This is a genomic window from Pseudomonas sp. D3-27 (assembly GCF_051132165.1).
In the GTDB taxonomy this organism is placed as follows: Bacteria; Pseudomonadota; Gammaproteobacteria; order Pseudomonadales; family Pseudomonadaceae; genus Aquipseudomonas.
The window spans coordinates 3,074,212-3,093,463 of record NZ_CP071667.1 but is presented as its reverse complement, the minus strand read 5'-3'; the positions used below and the strand labels follow the sequence as shown (position 1 = coordinate 3,093,463).

Here is a 19,252-nt window from a genome sequence, read left to right as displayed (position 1 = left end):
TTTGTGGGCGCTCGGTCGCTGTCGGTAACCGTTCATGAAGATTCGATGACAAAAGTTCGGTAGTGGCAGGTGGCCGGGGTCAAGGTTGTGTGAAACGGCAACGGCGCAGGAACGCCGTGGACGAAAAGGCCTTATGCAGGGAAGCCGGACAACTTTTTTCTGGCGCTATTTCGCGCTGGATGCCAGGTGTGACAGGGGCATTGGGGTCTATGGAAAGTTACTCGAAAGTGGGCATGCAGGAGCTGGACCAGCGCCTGTCGAAAATTGTTGAAGCCGCGCGCAAAAAACCGGTCTCGGTGTACCGCTACGGCGCGCCTTGGGTGTGGATTGTGTCCCAGGACGATTGGCAGAGTGCCTTGAAGGAACTGTCCAGCTACGTGCCGCCAGGTCATTCCCTGGTGATGTTGCGCCCGCAAATCGAGGAGCTGCTGGAGGCCGCGTCCGAGCCCTTGCAGCAATGGGCCCGGGAACACCACATCCAGGTGCCGGTACCGGCCTTGATGCTCGCGTTGCTTTTGCAACTGCTGTACTCGCTGCCCAGTGAAAAACAGTTGTACGAGCAGCTCAATTACAACCTGTTGTTCCGCTGGTTTGTGGGCCTTGAGCTGAACCAGCGGGTCTGGGCGTTCTCGGTCTTTGTGCGCGATATCGGCGAGCTGCTGGACAGCCCGCACGCGGCGAAATTGCTCGAGCGCATCGTCAGTGAAGTGTTCTGCGGCGACCTGATGCACATGCCGGAGTTTTCGCTGAACTTCGCCTTGTTGCACACCTGGCTTTCCAGGCACGCAGGCCATTCCAAACGCAAATAAACCGTCAGGCAACAACACGATGCAAAGCGGCGCGTCATGCGGCGCGCGGCTTTGTAGCAGGCGCTGCGCGCGTGGCGCAATTGAATCGAGGGGGATGTGTGGATCATTGGGACTTCAACATCGGCCGGTGCAGGCCATACCTGCCCATGGCGCTCGCGCTGATGCTCGTCGCGGAGGCGCCAACGCTGTGGGCCGAGGAAGCCGATACAGCGGCCGAGGCCGGAACGCCTGCGCGCCTGGTGGACGTGAATGAGTACGTGGTGCGCGGCAACACCGTGCTCGATGCCCGGGAAATCGAAGAGGCGGTGTATGCGTTCCTGGGGCCGCAACGCAAGCTCACCGATATCGAAGGCGCACGCGATGCCCTGCAACAGCGCTACCAGGCCAAGGGTTACCAGTCGGTGTTCGTCGAACTGCCGGAGCAGCAGGTCGAAGGCGGCGTGGTGTACCTGCAGGTCAGCGAAACCAGGATCGGCCGGGTACGCGTGGTCGGCACCGAGCACTACTCTCCCGTCAATGTGCGCGAAGAAGTACCGGCGCTGACAGAAGGCAAGGTGGCCGATTTCGCGGCGGTGCAAACCCAGCTGGCGGTTGCCAACCGTAACCCCGGACGCCAAGTGGTGCCGGTCGTGCGCGAAGGGCAGCGCCCGGGAACGATGGATGTCGACCTGCAAGTCGAGGATAAAAATCCCTGGCAGGCGAGCGTCGGCTTGAACAACGACTACAGCGCCGACACCGAAAAGCTGCGTTCGGTGGTCACGCTCGGCCACAACAACCTCTGGCAACGCGGCCATACGGCTTCGCTGACCTATTTCACCGCCCCCGAGGACCGGGACAACGCGCAGGTCTGGTCGGGTTCCTATAACGCTCCCTTGAGTGAGCGCTGGAACCTGCAGTTCGCTGGCTATCAATCCGACAGCAACGTCGCAACCATCGGCGGCAGCAATGTGCTGGGCAAGGGCCATTCCTACGGCGTGTCGTTGATCTACAACGTGCCTGCGCAAGGCGTCTGGGCGAACTCGCTGTCGGTGGGCGTGGATTTCAAGGATTTCGATGAAGCCCTGCAGTTCGGCGGTTCGAGCGATGAAGTGCCGATCAAGTACGCGCCCATCACCCTTGCCTACAACGGCTTTCGCTACACCGAAACCTCACAGTTCGGCCTGGGCCTGAGCATCGTTGCCGGCACCCGCAGCTTCTTCGGTTATGGCAGCGACGCCGATGAATTTCGGGCCAAGCGCTACGAGGCCAATCCCAGCTTCGCCGTGTTCAAGGGCGACAGCACCTTCACCCGGAATTTTTCCGGGGACTGGCAAGCGGCAAGCAAGCTGAGCTTCCAATTGGCCTCCGGGCCGCTGGTCTCCAACGAACAGTTTTCCGCCGGTGGCGCCACCAGTGTGCGCGGTTATCTCGCTGCGGAACGCACTGGCGATGATGGCGTGCTGTTTTCCCAGGAACTGCGCACACCGTCGTTGAGCAAGCACCTGGGCAAAGGCATCGGCAGCTACGTCGACAACTGGCGTTTATACATCTTTGCCGAAGGCGCGCAGTTGGCCCTGCAAGACGCGCTGCCCGACCAGGAGGCCGACTACAGCCTGGCGAGTATCGGCTTCGGCACCCGCGCCACGTTGCGCGAATGGCTGTCGGGCAGCCTCGACTGGGGCCTGCCGCTCAAGGACGGCCCGAACACCCGCAAACACGATTCACGCGTGCACTTCAATGTGCAGGCGACCTTTTGACCGGTAGGCACAGACCTTGGAGCACTCCGTTATGCATCGCTTGATTTTCATTCTTCTCGCTTGCCTGGGCCTCGTGCTGCCGGCAACGGCCAGCGCTTGGTGGCAGGACGATTGGCACTACCGCAAACAGATCAGCATCGACACCACGCCCCAGGGCGCGGCGATCAGCCAGGCGGTGGGGCGCACCTCGCTGCTGGTGCGTTTGCACACCGGCAATTTCACCTTTGACGGTGTCAACGAAAACGGCTCGGACATTCGCTTTGTCGCCGCCGACGACCACACCGTGCTCAACCACCAGATTGAGAGCTTCGATCCGCTGATGGGCATGGCCTTGATCTGGGTGGACGTGCCCATGGTGGAGGGGGGCAAGCGCTCGGACATCTGGATGTACTACGGTAACCCGAAAGCACCGGCCACCAGCAATCCCCAGTTGGCGTTCGATGCCGATTACAGCCTGGTCTATCACTTCGATGGTGCCGTTGGCGCACCACCGCGTGATGCCAGCGCCTTTGCCAACCACGCGCAGAACGCCCCGGCAAACATCATTGACGGTGTCATCGGGCGCTCGGCACAGCTCAACGGTCAGCCGCTGTTGCTGCCGGCCAGTCCATCCCTGGGCGTGAGCGCGGGTGGTGCGTTGACCTTCAGCACCTGGTTGCGAATGGAGCAGGGCGCAGGCGAGCAACTGCTGCTGGCCCGTCGTGATGCCGGCAATGCGCTGCTGGTGGGCGTGAACCAAGGCGTGCCCTTTGTGGAAGTGAACGGCCAGCGCGCCGTGGCCAACCAGGCCGTGGCACTGGGACAATGGCAACACTTGGCGTTGACGGCTGACGCCAGCGGGTTGCGTTTGTATGTGAATGGAAAGCCGGCGGCGAGCCTGGCGCAACCGTTGCCGGCCTTGCAGGGTGCGATTGCCATCGGCGCCGACTCACCGGCCGCCGTCGATGCCGGCGTGGTGGCTCCGGCCGCTACGTATCAAGCCTTCACCGGCGCCCTCGATGAACTGCGCTTGTCCCGCGTCGCCCGTTCGCCTGAGCAGATCCTGGCCGATGCCACCGCCCAGGGCGCCGAGTCGCGCCTGGTGGCCTATGGGGTGGACGAAGAACAGTCTGGATTTGGTTTCGGCAGCCTGGGTTTCCTGCTCAATGCGGTGCCGCTGGACGCCTGGGTGATCATCGCCGTCCTGGTGCTGATGATGCTGCAGTCGTGGGTGATCATGGTGCGCAAGAGCCGCAATGTCAGCCGAGTCAGCCATGCCAACGAAGTCTTCCGAAGTCATTTCGCCAAGGTCGGGACACGGCTGGAACTGCTTGCAGATGACCGCGACCTGGCGCAGCGCCTGGGCGATTCGTCGCTGTGGCGCCTGTATGGGGTGGCGGTCGCCGAGATCCGCACGCGCCGCGACCAGGGCGCCGACACCTCGTCGATCTCCGCCGCCACCATCGAAGCCATCCGCTGTTCCATGGACGGTGTACGGACCCGGGAAAACCAACAGCTCAGTTCCAAGTTGTCGACGTTGTCCAACGCCATCGCCGGCGGCCCTTACATCGGCCTGCTGGGGACGGTGCTGGGGATCATGGTGGTGTTCCTCGGCACCGCCATGGCCGGTGATGTGAACATCAACGCAATCGCCCCCGGCATGGCGGCTGCGTTGCTGGCCACCGCCATGGGGTTGTTCGTCGCGATTCCGGCGCTATTTGGCTACAACCGCCTGACCACGCGCAACAAGGAAGTCAGTGCCGACATGCGGGTATTCGTCGACGAGTTCATCACCCGCCTGGCCGAAGTCCACGGCGAAAGCCAGTCCAGTGAAGCGGCGCATCGACGGGGCAACCACGTCGCCAGCCCGTCGTTGACGGTGTAAGGGAGCGACCATGGCCAACCTCAATAGCGCCTCGGACGACGACGAAGATGCCGCCGTCGATACCATCAACATCACGCCACTAGTGGATGTGCTCATGGTGGTGCTGGTGATGTTTATTCTCACCGCCACCGCCCAGGTCTCCGGGATCCAGATCAACCTGCCGAAGGCCAGCTCGACCATTTCGCTTTCGCAGCCCAAGACCAAGGCGATTTCCATCAATGATGGCGGCCAGGTGTTCCTCGATGCTTACCCGGTCACCCTTAACGAACTGGAAGATCGCTTGCGCATCGAGAAAGCCCAGAGCCCGGATTTTCCGATCATCGTGCGCGGTGACTCGGCCGTGCAGTACCAGAAAGTCGTTGAAGTGCTGGACCTGTTGCGCCGCCTGGAGTTGTCCCAGGTGGGCCTGGTCACCGGCAAACCGAGCCAGGGCTGAGTCATGACGTCTTTTCCTGAACAGCCGCAAAACGAACACCTGGAACGACAGCGGGACGGCACCGGCAGGGTGCGCCGCGTATTGCAGTGGACTGTAGGTTTGCTGGTGGGGGCGGGCCTGGCCTGGCTGCTGTGGTCATGGGCCAACGACATGAGCGGCATCCGTCGCGAGGCGCCGAAAATTCCCGCGATCATTCCGTTGCCGCCACCTCCGCCTCCGCCCCCGGAAAAACCGCCGGAGCCGGAAAAGCCGGTGGAAGAAAAAATCGTCGAGCCCGAACCCACGCCCGAACCAGAGGAAGTCAAGCCGGAGGAAGAAGCACCGCCTTCACCCGCCGAGGACCTGGCTGACCCGATGCAAATGGACAGCGACGCCCAGGCTGGCTCCGACGCTTTCAATATCGGCGCGGGCAAGGGCGGCGGGATGGCTGGCGCCGGTGGCGGACGCCTCGGCAACGGCACCTACAGCCAGTTCCTCGCCTACAGCTTCCAACGCTTGCTGCGCGAGTCGCCCGAGCTGCGCAACCTGGCGTTCCGCCTGGAGGCCGACGTCTGGCTGGACCAGGCCGGTCGCGTGACGCGCGTGGAGCTGGGACGCAGCAGTGGCGATGCCGAACTCGACGCCAAGGTTCTGGCGACCTTGCGCGCTTCACCCCATCTGGAACGTCCACCCGCCTCGTTGCAGGTGCCGGTGCGTATCCGCCTACAAGGACGCCGACCGGGCTGAGCCGGGTCGACAAGAGACCATTAGGAGTTGTGTTCATGATCTGCAAAATCAATCGATTGGCGCTGGGCGTCGGCCTGGTGATCGCCAGCCTGGCGGGCAGCGCGTTGGCGCAGACACCCTCGCAGAACGCGACGGTCAATCTGATTCGCCTGTTGGTGCAACAAGGCGTGCTCAAGCAGGACCAGGCGCAAGCGCTGATCGATCAGGCCGAAGCCGAGGCCGTGCAAGCCCGGCAGGCCGCCGCGACTGCCGCGCCGGTGCCAGCGCCCGGCGCGCCGGGGGAGGTGCGGGTGCAATACGTGCCGGCCATCGTTCGGGAACAGATTCGCGACCAGGTGAAAGCCGAAGTGATCGCCCAGGCCAAACAGGAAAACTGGGCCCAGCCCAACACCTTCCCCGACTGGGTCTCACGCATCACCTTTGAAGGCGACGTGCGCTTGCGCAACGAGTCGCGCTTCTACTCGGGCAGCAACAGCAACGAGATCGTCGACTTCGCCGAGCTCAACAACAGCGGGCCTTATGACGTCAACCCCAACAGCGGCTCGCAACTTCCGCCGTTGCTCAATACCCGCGAAGACCGCGAGAACATGCTGCGCCTGCGGGCTCGCATGGGTATGCGGGCGGCGCTTTCCCCGCAATGGACAGCGGCTATCCGCCTGGGCACGGGATCGGACAGCAGTCCTGTCTCCACCACCCAGACCCTTGGCGGCGGCTTTGACAAAAAGGACCTGTGGCTCGATCAGGGCTACCTCAACTATCGCCCCACCAAGGAACTGAGCTTCACCGGCGGGCGCATGCCCAACCCGTTCATGTCCACCGATCTGCTGTATTCCAACGACCTCAATTTCGACGGCTTGGCCGGCTCGTTCAATCACCCGTTGAGCCGCGACCTGGCAATGTTCGGCACCCTCGGTGCGTTCCCGGTGGAGTACAGCTCCGACAGCGCGTCGAGCGATGGTTTCAACAAGGAAGACAGCGAGAACAAGTGGCTCTACGGCGCCCAGCTTGGCGCGACCTGGGCGTTTGCGCCGGACAACAGCATCAAAGGGGCACTGGCTTACTACCAGTTTGACGACATCGAAGGGCGGCGCTCCAACCCTTGCGCTATCTACGACGGCGCGCCGGCCTGTGACAGTGACGAAACGCGTCCGGCGTTCATGCAAAAGGGCAACACCCTGATGGAACTGCGCAACCTGGTGCCTGACCCTTCCGCGCCGACCACCTCGCCGCAACCACAATTCGTGGGCCTGGCCTCGGAGTTCAACGTGCTTGACTTGAATCTGGTGTGGGACACCTTGCTGTTCGACGATCTCAAGCTGCGCAGCCAGGGCAACTACCTGGTCAACCTTGGTTACGACGAAGGCAAGATGCGCAAGCGCTCGGCCGGTGCGCTGGTCAACAACGTGGACGAAAACGGTGACATCGAAAGCGGCGATACCGCCTGGATGCTGCAGTTCACCCTGGGCAGTTCCCTGGACCTGAAGAAGCGCGGCGATTGGAACCTGTTCGCCGGCTACAAATACATCGAGCCGGACGCCTTGCCGGACGGCTTCAACGACTCCTCGTTCCACCTCGGCGGCACCAACGCCAAGGGTTATTTCCTCGGCGGCAACTACGGCATCGAAGACAACGTCTTCGCGACCGCGCGCTGGTTGAGCAGCGAAGAAGTCTACGGCGCGCCGTTCGATATCGACGTTCTGCAACTTGAGCTCAACACGCGCTTCTAGCGCCGGGAGAGACAGCATGAAAAAGTCATTTCATCCCGCGATCCACGCCGTGGTGCTGCTGTTGGGGCTCGGTGCAGCCCTGGGCGCATCGGCGCAAACCTTGGAAGAACGCCTGCGTGCCCAGTTGCGCAGTACCACTCAACAGCTGCAAACCTTGCAGAGCGAACAGGCGCAAGGCGCCGCCGCGCGCCAGGCAGCACAGACCGAGCTGAGCGCGGCACAAGCGCAAATCAAGCAACTGACCGCCGAACTCGCCAAGGCCCGCAGCCAGAGCGAACAACTGGGCGCGCAACAGGACGCCGTACGCAGCAGCGCCCAGGCGCAGATCGCGGCCAGTACCGAGCAGGTCGGCAAGTTCAAACAAGCTTATGAAGAGCTGCTGGGCCGCGCACGGGGTATAGAGGCGGCGCGCGCCACGCTGCAAGCCAGCCTGACCAGTCGGGACAGTGAAGTGCAGCAGTGCGTGGCGAAAAACCAAGAGATGTACGGCATCGCCAAGGAGATCCTCACTGCCTACGAAAACATCGAGGTCAGCGACGTATTGAAGATCCGCCAACCCTTCGCCAGTGGGGCGCGGGTGAAGTTCGAAGAATTGGCGCAGCGCTACGGCGATGCGCTGTACCAGACCCAGTTCGATGCCGCCAAGTCCACTGCCGGCAACTAACCATTGATCAAATGACCATAAGGAACATCCTGTCATGACCGCACAGACACTGATCCATAGCATCACTCCCGAGCAACTGGGCGAATTACTGCAAGCCTCCGGTTATCGTGTCAATCGTACCGAGCAAGGCGCCGTGGTTCAGTTGTTGAGCGCCAGCCAGGGCATTGGTTTTGCCGTGCGTTTCGGCAACCCGGCCGCCACCGAGGGCAGCTTTGTCGATTTCACGTTCAGTTGCGCGTTGCGCATCGAGGGCCAATTGCCTGACGGTCTGGTCCAGGTATGGAATGCCAGTCGCCGCTTTGCCCGCCTGAGTCGCCAGGGCGATTTCCTGGTGATGGAAATGGATGCCATCGTTGCCGCCGGTGTCAGTGAAGACCACGTGCGTGGCGTGCTGGAACTCTGGGACCGCCTGTTGCAAGAGTTCGTGGTGTACCTGCGCGACTACAGCCAGCACGCACGCGAGCAGCACAAAGACGGTGCGGATGTAACGCAGGAAGCTGCGGTCGAAGAGGCCTGATTACTATGAACAGGTTTAGCAGACTGGCTGGCATCAGTGCGGCTGTCCTGGTGCTCGGCGGCATTGTGCTGACGGTAATCTCCAACCCTGACGGCGTATCCCAAGCCTCGGTGCCTGCGGCACAACCGAAACCCGCCAGAGCCCCGGCCGAGGCTGCACCGGCCGTGGCCAGCCTGGGCGAACTGCAACTGAGCAGCGCCGAGCTCAACGCTGTGTTGAGCGCGCTCACACCGCAGGTGCGCGAGCAGCTGCGCGGCAATCGTGGTGCGCTGGAGGGGTGGGTCCGAGCGCGCCTGGCAGAGAAAGCCCTGTTGCAGCAGGCCGACGCCCAAGGTTGGCAGGAGCGTCCGGACATCCAACAGATGACCCGCGCGGCCACCGAACAGATTTTGCTGCGCACTTACTTGCAATCCGTCAGCCAGGTCCCCGCCGACTATCCGGATGACCAAGCCCTGCAACAGGCTTACGAGAGCGCCAAGGACAAGCTGCGAAGCCCGGCGCTGTACCGAGTCAGCCAGATTTTCATCGCGGTTGAGCCGGGAGCCAACGAAGAACCGCTGCGCAAGAAAGCCACCGAGCTGGCTCGTCGTGCCCAGGCCCCCAACGCGGATTTTGCCGACCTCGCCCGGCAGTTTTCCGAGGACCAGGCGACGGCCCAACGCGGCGGTGACAGCGGCTTGCAACCGTTGCAACAATACGTGCCGGAGATGCGCCAGGTCTTGAGCCGGCAACGGGTCGGCAGCGTTTCCGACGCGTTGCGGAGCCAGGCGGGTTTTCACATTCTCAAACTGACCGACATGCAGCCGGCACGCGCCGCCAGCCTGGATGAAGTTCGCGAACAACTGCGCGAGGCGCTGCGCAATCAGCGCCAGGAACAAGTGGCCAGGGCCTATATGGAAGGGTTGGTGAGCAAGGCAACGCTGAGCATCGATGGCGCGCAACTGAATCAGGCATTGGAGTCTGTTCGTTAAGCGGTCCGGCAATTCGAGGGTCACCTTAGGGAGGAGGGCGTATGGCGTTGGAGGAGGTTGATCTCATTCACGAGTGTGCGCGGCAGGCCACCTCGGTAGGTACCGATGTCTTGAACGGCTTCAAGGATCTCCAGGCATTGGAGTTCTTCCTGGTGGCGGCCCGTTGCAGCTGTTTTATGCAGGCGGCGCGGAGCCTCAACGTCAAAGCTTCGTTGTTGCGCAAAAAACTTTCGCGGCTATCGAGCCATTACGGGCGTCCTTTGTTCGAGCACCGAGGCAATGCGCTGGTGCTCAGCCAGGACGGTCACCATCTGCGCAGCCAGTTGCTGGCCCACCGTGCGTTGCTGGCATTGCCCGGTACGTCCGAGGAGGACCAGGCGCTGGTTCGTGTGGCCATGGCGGAGCCCTTGTTGCATGACATCCTTAATCGCGACCTGCTCGGCTTCCTGCGCCGGCACGCCAACGTACGCCTGAACCTGCTGCGCCTCGACAGCGAACCGGTCGAGGCGGATGTCATCGTCTGGCTCGCCGACTCGCAAGTCGTGGCTCCGAGGCTGTCGTTTCCGGTGGCCGAGCTCAGTTGTCTCGCCGAACTGGAATACATTCCGCACATCGCCAAGCGTTATTCACGGGAAGCGAGCCGCCCGCGCAGCCTGGTCGAACTGCAGGACTACATGTTGGTGAGCCTGCACAGCCACGCGGACATTGCTTCCCTGCAGCCTTGGAATAGAGCAGTCGAGGCGCGTCGTTCTGGCGTCACCCACGTGAATTCCTATGAATTGATGCGCCAGATGATCCAGTGGAGCGCTTGCGTGGGCCTGCTGCCGCATTACGTAGGCGCGCTCGAAAAAAACCTGCAGCCGCTACCCGAGTTGTTCGGCCGGGACATGACGATGCAGGTCTGGATGGCCGTGCACGGCGACGAAGCACACCGGGAAGAAGTCGCCCGGCTGGCGGCGCTGGTCCGCGCGGCGTTTGAGGAACACCGGGAATGGTTCTAGCCCGTGCCGGCCAGCCCTCCTTCACAACGCCAGGTCCGGGTCGGAGTCGCTGTGCTTCTGGCCCACCGGATCGCTGTTGGTCGGAGCCTTCGGCTCACTGTTGCCACGAATATCCGGTGGCGGTGTCAGTTGTAACACGTCGCTGGTGTATTTCCATTCCTCGTAGACACGGTCAGGATCGTCGTTGAGGCGTGTCCCATAGCTGGGCACGATCTGGTGCAGCTTTTGCTGCCAGGCCGGGGAGGCGACCTTGTCCTTGAAGACCCGTTGCATCACTTCAAGCATGATCGGGGCCGCCGTCGATGCGCCAGGGGACGCGCCAAGCAGGCCGGCGATGCTGCCGTCCTGGGAGGCCACCACTTCGGTGCCCAACTTCAGCACGCCGCCTTTTTCCTCATCGCGCTTGATGACCTGCACCCGTTGGCCGGCTTGCCAGAGGCGCCAGTCTTCCTGCTTGGCCTGGGGGGAATACTCCTGCAAGGCCTTGAAACGATCATCATCCGACAGCATGAGCTGGCCGGCCAGGTATTCAACCAAGGGGTATTGCTCGATGCCGACCTTGGTCATGGGCCAGACATTGTGCGTGGTCATGCTGGTGAACAGGTCGAAGTAGGACCCTTCCTTGAGAAACTTGGTGGAGAAGGTCGCAAATGGCCCGAACAGGACGACGCGCTTGCCGTCCAGTACCCGCGTATCCAAATGAGGCACCGACATCGGCGGCGCGCCGGTGGACGCAATCCCGTAGGCCTTTGCCATGTGTCGTTCGGCAACGCTGGGGTTCTCGGCGACCAGGAACGAGCCGCCGACCGGGAAGCCCGCGTATTCGTCAGCCTCTGGAATGCCTGACTTCTGCAACAGATGCAGGGCGCCGCCGCCTGCGCCGATAAACAGGAACTTGGCGTCGGTGGCGCTCGTTTCGCCGTCCTTGAGGTTCTTGTATTCAACGTGCCAGGTACCGTCGTCATTGCGGGTGATGTCGCGCACTTCGCTGGACAGCTTCAGGCTGAAGTTGGGTTTGCTTTGCAGATAGCTGACGTACTGGCGGGTGATTTCACCAAAGTTCACATCGGTGCCGATCGGCGCCCAAGTGGCCGCGAGCTTTTGATTCGGATCGCGGCCTTCCATCATCAAGGGCACCCACTTCTTGATCTGCTCCGGGTCTTCCGAATATTGCATTGGGCGGAACAAGGGGCTCGCCTGCAGCGCTTCGTAGCGTTTGCGCAGGAACTTGATGTTGTCGTCACCCCATACAAAGCTCATGTGCGGGGTGGAGTTGATAAACGAACGGGGGTTTTTCAAGACGCCGCTCTTGACCTGCCACGCCAGGAACTGCCGGGTGATCTGGAAGGCCTCGTTGATCTCGATGGCCTTGGTAATGTTGACGTTGCCTTGGTCGTCCATCGGCGTGTAGTTCAGCTCGGCCAGCGCCGAATGGCCGGTGCCGGCGTTATTCCAGCCGTTGGAGCTTTCTTCGGCCACGGCATCCAGGCGTTCGACCATTTCCATCGACCAGCCCGGTTCTAGCTCGTTGAGCCATATGCCCAAGGTTGAACTCATGATGCCGCCGCCCACCAGCAGCACATCGACTTTTTTCGTTTCCGCGGCCTGGGCACCGTTGACGCTCAATGAGAGGGCGACGGTCAGCAGGGTCGCAATGATTGCAGTGTTCATAGTTCCATCCTCGGCGACCGAGGAAGTCGCTCGTTAACGAAATGACGCAACCGACCTTGTGTTGACTGGCGTCACGGGGCGCTGTTCAGCGACCCGGCGGGAGAGGGTGACGAAAGGTGATTCAGCCTGGGCTGCGGCGGGGGTTTGACGACCCGAACAAGACCCGGCATATTGTGCTCGTTTATGTTTATTCATGCTCGTTTATGCAGGTTGTGATGTCATGAGCGCCACTCACGAAGTATTTCCCGGCGAGCGCCAACGCTTGATCAGTGAGCGACTCGCCGTTTATGGCCGGGTCATCGCGGCGGACCTGGCCAGCGAATTCAATGTATCCGAACACTCGATCCGCAGGGACCTCGGGGCATTGGCGGCGGCAGGCTTGTGCAAGCGCGTCTATGGCGGCGCGATTCGCCTGCCGGCGGCCGAAGCGCCCATAGACGTTCGGATCCATCAGGATCCGGCGCGCAAGGACGACCTTGCCCGGACGGCGGCGTCGTTGCTCAGCGCCGGTCAGCACGTCTTTCTCGATGCCGGGTCGACCAACCTGGCGATTGCCCGTGCCATCGATCCAGCGCTGCGCTTGACCATCAGCACCAACTCGCCCTTGATCGCGGTGGAGTTGATGAAGCTGCCCAACGCCGAGGTCATCCTGCTCGGTGGCCGTCTGAACCCTGTCGCCGGCGGTGCGATCGGGCTGGCGGCCGTCCAGCAATTGCGCCAGTTCAATTTCGACCTGTGTTTTGTCGGTGCCTGCGCCATCGACCCGGACAATGGCGTGACGGCGTTTGGCCTGGATGACGCCGAATTCAAGCGTGCGGTGGTCGCGGCGAGCGGTCAGGTGGTGGTGGCGGTTACCAACCAGAAGCTGTCCAGCGTTGCTCATTACCAAGTGGCGACGTGTGAAGAAGTCACCGCGCTGGTGGTGGAACACGATGCACCCCATGAGCGGCTCGACCCCTTCCTGGAGCGCATCGCCAAGGTCATCAAAGCCCCCGCCAAGACATAAGATGCTGCAACGGGCCACGAGCCCATTGTCCGACAAGCGTTTTACGTCTAGTTTGCTGCCCCATCATAAGTACAAAAGTCAGGAGTCATCGATGCAACCGATCCGTCTCGGTCTGGTGGGCTACGGTAAAATTGCCCAGGACCAACACGTGCCCGCTATCCGCGCCAACCCTGCTTTCGAGTTGGTGGCGGTCGCGACCCAAGGGCAGCCTTGCGCCGGAGTGGAGAACTTCCAGTCCCTGGGGGAGCTGCTGGACAAAGGTCCGCGCGTCGATGCGGTCGCGTTTTGCACGCCGCCCCAGGGCCGGTTCGAGCTGGTGCGGCAGGCGCTGGAGGCGGGTAAACACGTCCTGGTGGAAAAGCCCCCGTGCGCCACATTGGGCGAGGCCATGGCGTTGGTGGACCAGGCGCATGCGGCAGGCGTCAGCGGGCTGTTCGCCTGGCATTCGCGTTATGCGCCCGGCATCGAGGCGGCCCGCGACTGGCTTGCCAGCCGCACGCTGCAAAGCGTCCAGATCGATTGGAAGGAAGACGTGCGCAAATGGCACCCCGGCCAGGCATGGATCTGGCAACCCGGCGGCCTGGGCGTGTTTGATCCGGGCATCAACGCCTTGTCCATCGCCACCCACCTGTTGCCGCTGTCATTGTTCGTCGAGTCGGCCGAACTGCGGGTTCCCGACAACTGCCAGTCGCCCATCGCCGCGAGCATCAAGATGTCGGACGCGCGCGGTCTCGATATCCGCGCGGAGTTCGATTTCGACCATGGTCATGATGAGCTCTGGAGCATCGAGATTCGTTGCGCCGAAGGCACTTTGCGCTTGGACAACGGCGGTGCGCTGCTGAGCATCGACGGCGTGCGCCAGGTCGTGTCGCAGGAGGGTGAGTACGCGGCGGTGTACCGGCACTTCCAGCAACTGATCAATGACAAGGCGTGCGACATGGACCTGCAACCGCTGCGCCTGGTGGCGGACAGCTTTTTCGTCGGCAGCCGTACCTTGGTCGAGCCGTTCTACGACTGAAATACCCCATGCCGGGGGTATAGCAGAGCTTCCATGGCGAGCGAGCTTGCTCCCTCGCCATGGTGCCTTGCCTAGCCCAAATCCTGCGCCCGATGCCGCTCCGGCACCTGGCTCGCCTCATCGCCCCAGGTCCGGTTGACACGCTGTCCGCGCATGACTGCGGGCCGCTGGGCGATTTCCTCCGCCCAGCGCTGCACATGGGTGTACTCATGGGCGCTAAGAAATTCGGCCGCCGAGTACACGTCGTTCCGCACCAGTTGGCCATACCAAGGCCAGACCGCGATGTCGGCGATGGTGTACGCCTCGCCGGCCAGGTAGCGGTTTTCAGCCAGGCGACGGTCCAGGACATCCAGTTGGCGCTTGGCTTCCATGGTGAAGCGATTGATGGGGTATTCCAGTTTGTCCGGCGCGTAGGCGTAGAAATGGCCGAAACCACCGCCCAGGTAAGGGGCCGAGCCCATCTGCCAGAACAACCAGTTCAGGGTTTCAGTGCGGCCGGCCAGATCGCTGGGCAGCAAAGCGCTGAATTTCTCCGCCAGGTACAGCAGGATCGAACCGGACTCGAACACACGGGTCGGCGGCTCGACGCTGCGGTCCAGCAGGGCCGGGATCTTGGAGTTCGGATTGACTTCGACAAAGCCGCTGGAGAACTGGTCGCCTTCGCCGATGCGAATCAGCCAGGCGTCGTATTCCGCGCCGGTGTGCCCGAGGGCCAACAGCTCTTCGAGCATGATCGTGACTTTCACGCCATTGGGCGTTGCCAGCGAATAGAGCTGCAAAGGATGCTCGCCGATCGGCAAGTCTTTTTCGTGGGTCGGCCCGGCGACAGGCCGGTTGATGCTCGCGAAGTGGCCACCCGAGGGGGCCTCGTGTTTCCAGACTTTGGGTGGAACGTAAGACGCTTGGCTCATGAACGTACCTTATCGTTGAGTGCACTTGTTCCGGGACGAAGCCACGACACGTTTGCGCTATGGCTGGCGTCGAGACGTGGACTCTAATCTATGGGCGCTCTGTCAGGCAGACAAGGGCCACCGACAAGATAAGTCGAGTCGACGGCGCAGCGCTTTGAAGGGTCATTCCATTTAATGAAACAGTGGATTTCAATCCATGCGTATTCCTGCGCCACCGCTTTGGGCAGAAGATGGCTCCACCCTCATGCACCGTTCGCCATCGGTGTAATGGACCCTCCCTGACCAATGCGCATTCAACCCCGTTGCAAAACGGGGGGCGCGAGGAGTAGCTGATGAACGAAGCCACCAAAGCACAATCTTCGCCCTGGCATGAAGGGGAGTTGACCTTGCAGCGCTCCGTCGGGGCGGTTGAGATGATGGCCGGCGTCGGTCAGCGACAACTGGCGCGTACCTGGATGCCGGACCAGCACCGGGAGTTCTACGGGCAATTGCCGTTTGTGGTGCTTGGGGCAGTGGATCGTCAGGGCGATGTCTGGGCGACTCTGCGCACCGGGCAGCCCGGCTTCATGAATTCACCAGATCCTGAAACGCTGCATATCCATTTCGATGCGCAGCCCGAAGACCCGGCACAAGAAGGGCTGGGCGAGGGCGACGCCATCGGCATGCTGGGTATCGAATTGCACACCCGTCGGCGTAATCGCATGAACGGCGTGGTGCGCCGCGAGCTTGACCAGGGCCTGGAGATTTCGGTGACCCAGGCCTATGGCAACTGCCCGCGTTACATCAATCTGCGCCAATACCGCTTCGTCGATGAGCAGCCGGCTGCCTCACGTGAGCTGGAAGTAGCCGATCCTTTGGTTCGTCGTCTGGTCACCGCGTCAGACTCGTTCTACATCGCCACTTACGTGGTACGCGACGGTGAACGGCAGGTCGACGCCTCCCATCGCGGCGGCAAGCCCGGTTTCGTACGCATGGACGAGGACGGGACGCTGACCATCCCGGATTTTTCTGGAAACCTGTTCTTCAACACGCTCGGCAACATCCTGCTGAACCCCCGCGCAGGCTTGGTGTTCGTCGATTTCCAGACCGGCGACCTGCTGCAGATGAGTGGTTCGGCGCAGGTGGTGTTGGAAGACCCGCAGATCGCCGCGTTCCAGGGCGCCGAACGGTTATTGCGGTTCACCCCGCAGCGCGTGGTCTACCGTTCGACGGCGATACCGTTGCGCTGGAAGGATCAGGCTGAAGGCGACTCGCCCAATTCACTGATGACCGGCAACTGGGAACAGACTGCCGAACGCTTGCAGGCCGAGGCCCTGCGTACCCATTGGCGTGCGCTGCAAGTCACGCGAGTGGTGGACGAAAGCCACAACATCCGCTCGTTCTATCTGCAAACCACCGACGGTGCCGGCTTGCCCCGGTTCGAGGCCGGGCAGCATCTGCCCGTGCGGGTGTTGTTGGAGGGGCAGGGCGTGCCTTCGATCCGGACGTACAGCGTGTCCAGCGCGCCCTCGGATGATTTCCTGCGCATCAGCGTCAAGCGTGACGGCGCGGTCTCTTCGCATCTGCATGAGCAGATCCAGGCGAGCCACGATATCGAAGCCCGGGCGCCACAAGGTCATTTCACGGTGGACGCCACCGAGCGCCGGCCGTTGGTGCTGCTGGCGGCGGGCGTTGGCATCACGCCGCTGTTGTCGATGCTGCGCGAGGTGGTCTATCAAGGAAAACGCATCAGCCGCATGCGTCCGGTCTGGCTGGTGCAAAGTGCCCGGCACGTGGCCAACCTGGCCTTTGGCGAGGAAATCGATGAGCTGGTGGCGCGTGCCGGTGACAAAGTGAAAGTGCTGCGGCTGGTCAGCCAACCGCCCGCCGACGGCAAACCCGGGCAGGGTTATGACGTGGCCGGACGAATCGATGTGGCGCTGCTCAAGCAACTGCTGCCGCTGGACGACTACGATTACTACCTGTGCGGTCCGGGCACGTTTACCCAGGCGCTCTACGACGGCCTGCGCAAGCTGCGTATCCCGGATGATCGCATTCACGCTGAAACCTTTGGTCCGTCTACGCTGGTGCGCGATATCGAGGTCCGCGTACCGGCCGCCGAACAGGTGCCAGTGGCGACTGATGCGGTGAAAGTGCTGTTCTCCGGTTCGGCCAAGGAAGCCCGCTGGGAACCCGGCAGCGGGACGCTGCTCGAGCTGGCCGAGGCCCGCGGCCTGAATCCGGAATTCAGTTGCCGTGGCGGTTCCTGCGGTACCTGCAAAACCCGCATGACCCAAGGTCAGGTGCACTACCTGACCCAACCCGCCGAGCCCGTGGCCGACGGCGAAGTGCTGATCTGTTGCGCGGTACCGGCCCAGGGCAGCGAGCCTTTGGTATTGGAGGTTTGAAGCCGGCGATGCAAGCTGACTAGATCGTCCGCCTTACACGTCCCGGCGCCTCGCCATAGACCTCTTTGAATTTCTTGCTGAACGCCGCCTGGGATTGATGAATGCTGGCGCAGCTTATATCTACTCGCTGCGGTCGCTGGAGGCGTACGACACGCTCAAGCAACCGGCTTGATTGCGCGCTCTGCAAAGCCCCGGGCATGTTGTCGTGCCCGGGCTTTTGTGACGGGCGTGTTGGGAAACTAACGTGCGGCGCAGTTGTTCCTATAAAAACGCTCAGCTGAATCTGGATCCGTCATGGAAGAACCCAGCCTCTACACGATCGGTCATTCGACCCGAACCCTCGAGCAATTCGTGGACATCGTAAAAAGCTTCGATGTCGAGATGATCGTAGACGTCAGGACTGTTCCGAGATCCCGGACGAATCCTCAATACAACCTCGATACGCTTGCGGGGCTGTTGGAGCCGCACGGGTTGAAGCATGAGCAGATACGGGAGCTGGGCGGCCTGCGAAAAAAATCCAGGACGGTAGCCGATGAGGTCAACGGATTCTGGGAAAACCGCAGTTTCCACAATTATGCGGATTACGCGCTGTCGGACGAATTCGAGACGGGCCTGGACCGCCTCCTTGCGCTCAACCAGGCACGCCGATGCGCCATCATGTGTGCGGAAGCGGTCTGGTGGCGTTGTCATCGCCGCATCATCACCGATTACCTGCTGATTCGCGGTGTCGACGTCTTCCATATCATGGACAAGGACAAGGCCACCCGGGCGGCGTTGAACCCGGCGGCACGACGCTCCGAACTGAAGCTGACCTACCCGGCGGTTTCCGATTCGGCAGCCGTTCCGTGAGGTTGTTTGCGTCGCGCCTCACGCGCTTCCCCTCGCACAACCAATCCGATCCCGACAGCAGACACCGCCATCCCCAGCGCCATTTGCCATGACAGCGGTTCGTCGAACATCGCCCATGCCCACACCATCGTGATGGGCGGGCTCAGGTAAAGAACGCTGGCGACCCGGGTCGCCGAGGCCCGGCGCAGGCATAGCCAGTAGAGTCCATAGCCGCCCATCGTCGACAATCCGGCCGTCCATATGACGCTCAGGGCGAACCCCGTACTGGGTATCGGCGCCAGACTGCCTTGCACGCCTTCGATCAGGGCAAAGGCCAGGCCCGAGACACAACATTGCAACCAGAGGTTCGGTAGCAGGCCCATGGATTGCGAGGCTGGCAGGTGTTTTTGCCAGAGCGTCGCCGCAGCGAGCGACAACATGCCCAGCAGTGGCAGCCCGTAGACCCACAACGGCGCGCTGCCCCACCCGAGCGCGCCATGGGTGCCCAGGGCAACGCCCATCAGGCCTATGAACAAACCTGCCCAGACCCGCGGCGCCATGCGCTGCCCCAGGATACCCGCGGCCATCAGCGCCAGGCCCATCGGCAACAAGTCGGCGAACAAGGCGGCCAGGCCAGCGGGCACACCCCAGGCGATGCCCTGGGTAATACCAGCCAGGTAACCCGCCATCGCCAGCAGTCCGATACCGGCGTTTTTCAGGAGGGTGACGAGGGCGGTACGCCTCAGTTGCCGGACGACGAAAGGAAACAGCAGGAGCGTGACCAGCACGCAACGCCAGAACACCACAAGCAGCGGCGGGGCGTAATCGATGGAGAATCGCGCGCCGACGAAGCCGGAGCTCCAGGCCACGAGTAATGCCGCTTCGAGCAAGGGCAACGGAATCAGCCAATACGCACTGGGCGGCAACGAGCGGGTGATCGATTTGGTCGGGTTCATGGTCACAGGCTACGAAAGCCGACT

The 19,252-nt window shown here is 62.2% G+C and carries 17 protein-coding genes; 14 read left to right on the top strand and 3 right to left on the bottom strand.

Annotated elements, in window-relative coordinates:
* Positions 1-209: 209 nt before the first annotated feature.
* The 10 genes from J3P92_RS14070 (at position 210) to J3P92_RS14025 (ending at position 10,451) form a co-directional block, all read left to right on the top strand.
* Entirely contained in the window at positions 210-809 is a 600-nt protein-coding gene (locus J3P92_RS14070) for a transposase (RefSeq protein WP_420763758.1), read from the top strand.
* 146 nt (positions 810-955) lie between these two features.
* A complete protein-coding gene (locus J3P92_RS14065) occupies positions 956-2,545 on the top strand; it encodes a ShlB/FhaC/HecB family hemolysin secretion/activation protein (RefSeq protein ID WP_434605990.1) in 1,590 nt (529 codons plus the stop codon).
* A 31-nt stretch (positions 2,546-2,576) separates the two neighbouring features.
* A complete protein-coding gene (locus J3P92_RS14060; protein ID WP_434559117.1) occupies positions 2,577-4,409 on the top strand; it encodes a DUF2341 domain-containing protein in 1,833 nt (610 codons plus the stop codon).
* 10 nt (positions 4,410-4,419) lie between these two features.
* Positions 4,420-4,845 carry an ExbD/TolR family protein gene (locus tag J3P92_RS14055; RefSeq protein ID WP_434559115.1) on the top strand — a complete coding sequence of 142 codons (426 nt, stop codon included), beginning with the start codon at positions 4,420-4,422 and terminating at the stop codon, positions 4,843-4,845.
* A gap of 3 nt (positions 4,846-4,848) precedes the next feature.
* On the top strand, positions 4,849-5,571 hold the full coding sequence (locus J3P92_RS14050) for an energy transducer TonB family protein (RefSeq protein ID WP_434647676.1): 723 nt from the start codon (positions 4,849-4,851) through the stop codon (positions 5,569-5,571).
* Between the two features lie 35 nt (positions 5,572-5,606).
* A complete protein-coding gene (locus J3P92_RS14045; protein WP_434647673.1) occupies positions 5,607-7,298 on the top strand; it encodes a putative porin in 1,692 nt (563 codons plus the stop codon).
* A 16-nt stretch (positions 7,299-7,314) separates the two neighbouring features.
* The gene (locus tag J3P92_RS14040; RefSeq protein ID WP_434647670.1) at positions 7,315-7,962 is read left to right on the top strand and encodes a DNA repair protein; all 648 of its coding nucleotides are present in this window, start codon (positions 7,315-7,317) and stop codon (positions 7,960-7,962) included.
* A gap of 34 nt (positions 7,963-7,996) precedes the next feature.
* Complete coding sequence (locus tag J3P92_RS14035) at positions 7,997-8,479, top strand: YbjN domain-containing protein (protein ID WP_434647667.1); 483 nt, start codon at positions 7,997-7,999, stop codon at positions 8,477-8,479.
* Between the two features lie 5 nt (positions 8,480-8,484).
* Positions 8,485-9,450 carry a peptidylprolyl isomerase gene (locus J3P92_RS14030; protein ID WP_420763766.1) on the top strand — a complete coding sequence of 322 codons (966 nt, stop codon included), beginning with the start codon at positions 8,485-8,487 and terminating at the stop codon, positions 9,448-9,450.
* Between the two features lie 41 nt (positions 9,451-9,491).
* Positions 9,492-10,451 carry a LysR substrate-binding domain-containing protein gene (locus J3P92_RS14025; protein ID WP_434647664.1) on the top strand — a complete coding sequence of 320 codons (960 nt, stop codon included), beginning with the start codon at positions 9,492-9,494 and terminating at the stop codon, positions 10,449-10,451.
* Between the two features lie 21 nt (positions 10,452-10,472).
* Here J3P92_RS14025 and mqo read toward each other — a convergent pair whose 3' ends face one another.
* Positions 10,473-12,122, bottom strand: a complete 1,650-nt coding sequence (mqo, locus tag J3P92_RS14020) for a malate dehydrogenase (quinone) (RefSeq protein WP_434647661.1) — start codon at positions 12,120-12,122, stop codon at positions 10,473-10,475.
* A 220-nt stretch (positions 12,123-12,342) separates the two neighbouring features.
* Between mqo and J3P92_RS14015 the strand changes: the two genes are divergently transcribed.
* Both J3P92_RS14015 and J3P92_RS14010 read left to right on the top strand, forming a co-directional pair.
* Complete coding sequence (locus tag J3P92_RS14015; RefSeq protein ID WP_420763770.1) at positions 12,343-13,128, top strand: DeoR/GlpR family DNA-binding transcription regulator; 786 nt, start codon at positions 12,343-12,345, stop codon at positions 13,126-13,128.
* Positions 13,129-13,219: 91 nt separating this feature from the next.
* Complete coding sequence (locus tag J3P92_RS14010; protein ID WP_434605974.1) at positions 13,220-14,146, top strand: Gfo/Idh/MocA family protein; 927 nt, start codon at positions 13,220-13,222, stop codon at positions 14,144-14,146.
* 71 nt (positions 14,147-14,217) lie between these two features.
* Here the strand turns inward: J3P92_RS14010 and yghU are convergent, their stop codons facing one another.
* Positions 14,218-15,057, bottom strand: coding sequence for a glutathione-dependent disulfide-bond oxidoreductase (gene yghU, locus J3P92_RS14005; protein ID WP_434647658.1), 840 nt, complete (start codon positions 15,055-15,057; stop codon positions 14,218-14,220).
* 332 nt (positions 15,058-15,389) lie between these two features.
* Here yghU and J3P92_RS14000 point away from each other — a divergent pair, with 332 nt between their 5' ends.
* Together J3P92_RS14000 and J3P92_RS13995 are read left to right on the top strand one after the other, a co-directional pair.
* Positions 15,390-17,444, top strand: a complete 2,055-nt coding sequence (locus tag J3P92_RS14000; RefSeq protein ID WP_434647655.1) for a 2Fe-2S iron-sulfur cluster-binding protein — start codon at positions 15,390-15,392, stop codon at positions 17,442-17,444.
* Between the two features lie 294 nt (positions 17,445-17,738).
* The gene (locus J3P92_RS13995; RefSeq protein ID WP_434559091.1) at positions 17,739-18,293 is read left to right on the top strand and encodes a DUF488 domain-containing protein; all 555 of its coding nucleotides are present in this window, start codon (positions 17,739-17,741) and stop codon (positions 18,291-18,293) included.
* On the opposite strand, the gene J3P92_RS13990 is transcribed toward J3P92_RS13995, so the two are convergent.
* Positions 18,257-19,228: a DMT family transporter gene (locus tag J3P92_RS13990; protein WP_434647652.1), complete on the bottom strand. Its 972-nt coding sequence runs from the start codon at positions 19,226-19,228 to the stop codon at positions 18,257-18,259. The two genes, J3P92_RS13995 and J3P92_RS13990, sit on opposite strands and share 37 nt — an antisense overlap.
* Positions 19,229-19,252 lie beyond the last annotated feature (24 nt).

What these genes read in the sequence shown, in the direction of transcription:
- J3P92_RS14010 (WP_434605974.1), top strand. Translation starts at nt 13,220, where the DNA reads ATGCAACCGATCCGTCTCGGTCTGGTGGGCTACGGTAAAATTGCCCAG.
- J3P92_RS14040 (WP_434647670.1), top strand. Translation starts at nt 7,315, where the DNA reads ATGAAAAAGTCATTTCATCCCGCGATCCACGCCGTGGTGCTGCTGTTG.
- J3P92_RS14015 (WP_420763770.1), top strand. Translation starts at nt 12,343, where the DNA reads ATGAGCGCCACTCACGAAGTATTTCCCGGCGAGCGCCAACGCTTGATC.
- J3P92_RS14050 (WP_434647676.1), top strand. Translation starts at nt 4,849, where the DNA reads ATGACGTCTTTTCCTGAACAGCCGCAAAACGAACACCTGGAACGACAG.
- J3P92_RS14070 (WP_420763758.1), top strand. Translation starts at nt 210, where the DNA reads ATGGAAAGTTACTCGAAAGTGGGCATGCAGGAGCTGGACCAGCGCCTG.
- mqo (WP_434647661.1), bottom strand. Translation starts at nt 12,122, where the DNA reads ATGAACACTGCAATCATTGCGACCCTGCTGACCGTCGCCCTCTCATTG.
- J3P92_RS14055 (WP_434559115.1), top strand. Translation starts at nt 4,420, where the DNA reads ATGGCCAACCTCAATAGCGCCTCGGACGACGACGAAGATGCCGCCGTC.
- J3P92_RS14065 (WP_434605990.1), top strand. Translation starts at nt 956, where the DNA reads ATGGCGCTCGCGCTGATGCTCGTCGCGGAGGCGCCAACGCTGTGGGCC.
- yghU (WP_434647658.1), bottom strand. Translation starts at nt 15,057, where the DNA reads ATGAGCCAAGCGTCTTACGTTCCACCCAAAGTCTGGAAACACGAGGCC.
- J3P92_RS14045 (WP_434647673.1), top strand. Translation starts at nt 5,607, where the DNA reads ATGATCTGCAAAATCAATCGATTGGCGCTGGGCGTCGGCCTGGTGATC.
- J3P92_RS14060 (WP_434559117.1), top strand. Translation starts at nt 2,577, where the DNA reads ATGCATCGCTTGATTTTCATTCTTCTCGCTTGCCTGGGCCTCGTGCTG.
- J3P92_RS14025 (WP_434647664.1), top strand. Translation starts at nt 9,492, where the DNA reads ATGGCGTTGGAGGAGGTTGATCTCATTCACGAGTGTGCGCGGCAGGCC.
- J3P92_RS14035 (WP_434647667.1), top strand. Translation starts at nt 7,997, where the DNA reads ATGACCGCACAGACACTGATCCATAGCATCACTCCCGAGCAACTGGGC.
- J3P92_RS13995 (WP_434559091.1), top strand. Translation starts at nt 17,739, where the DNA reads ATGGAAGAACCCAGCCTCTACACGATCGGTCATTCGACCCGAACCCTC.
- J3P92_RS14030 (WP_420763766.1), top strand. Translation starts at nt 8,485, where the DNA reads ATGAACAGGTTTAGCAGACTGGCTGGCATCAGTGCGGCTGTCCTGGTG.
- J3P92_RS14000 (WP_434647655.1), top strand. Translation starts at nt 15,390, where the DNA reads ATGAACGAAGCCACCAAAGCACAATCTTCGCCCTGGCATGAAGGGGAG.
- J3P92_RS13990 (WP_434647652.1), bottom strand. Translation starts at nt 19,228, where the DNA reads ATGAACCCGACCAAATCGATCACCCGCTCGTTGCCGCCCAGTGCGTAT.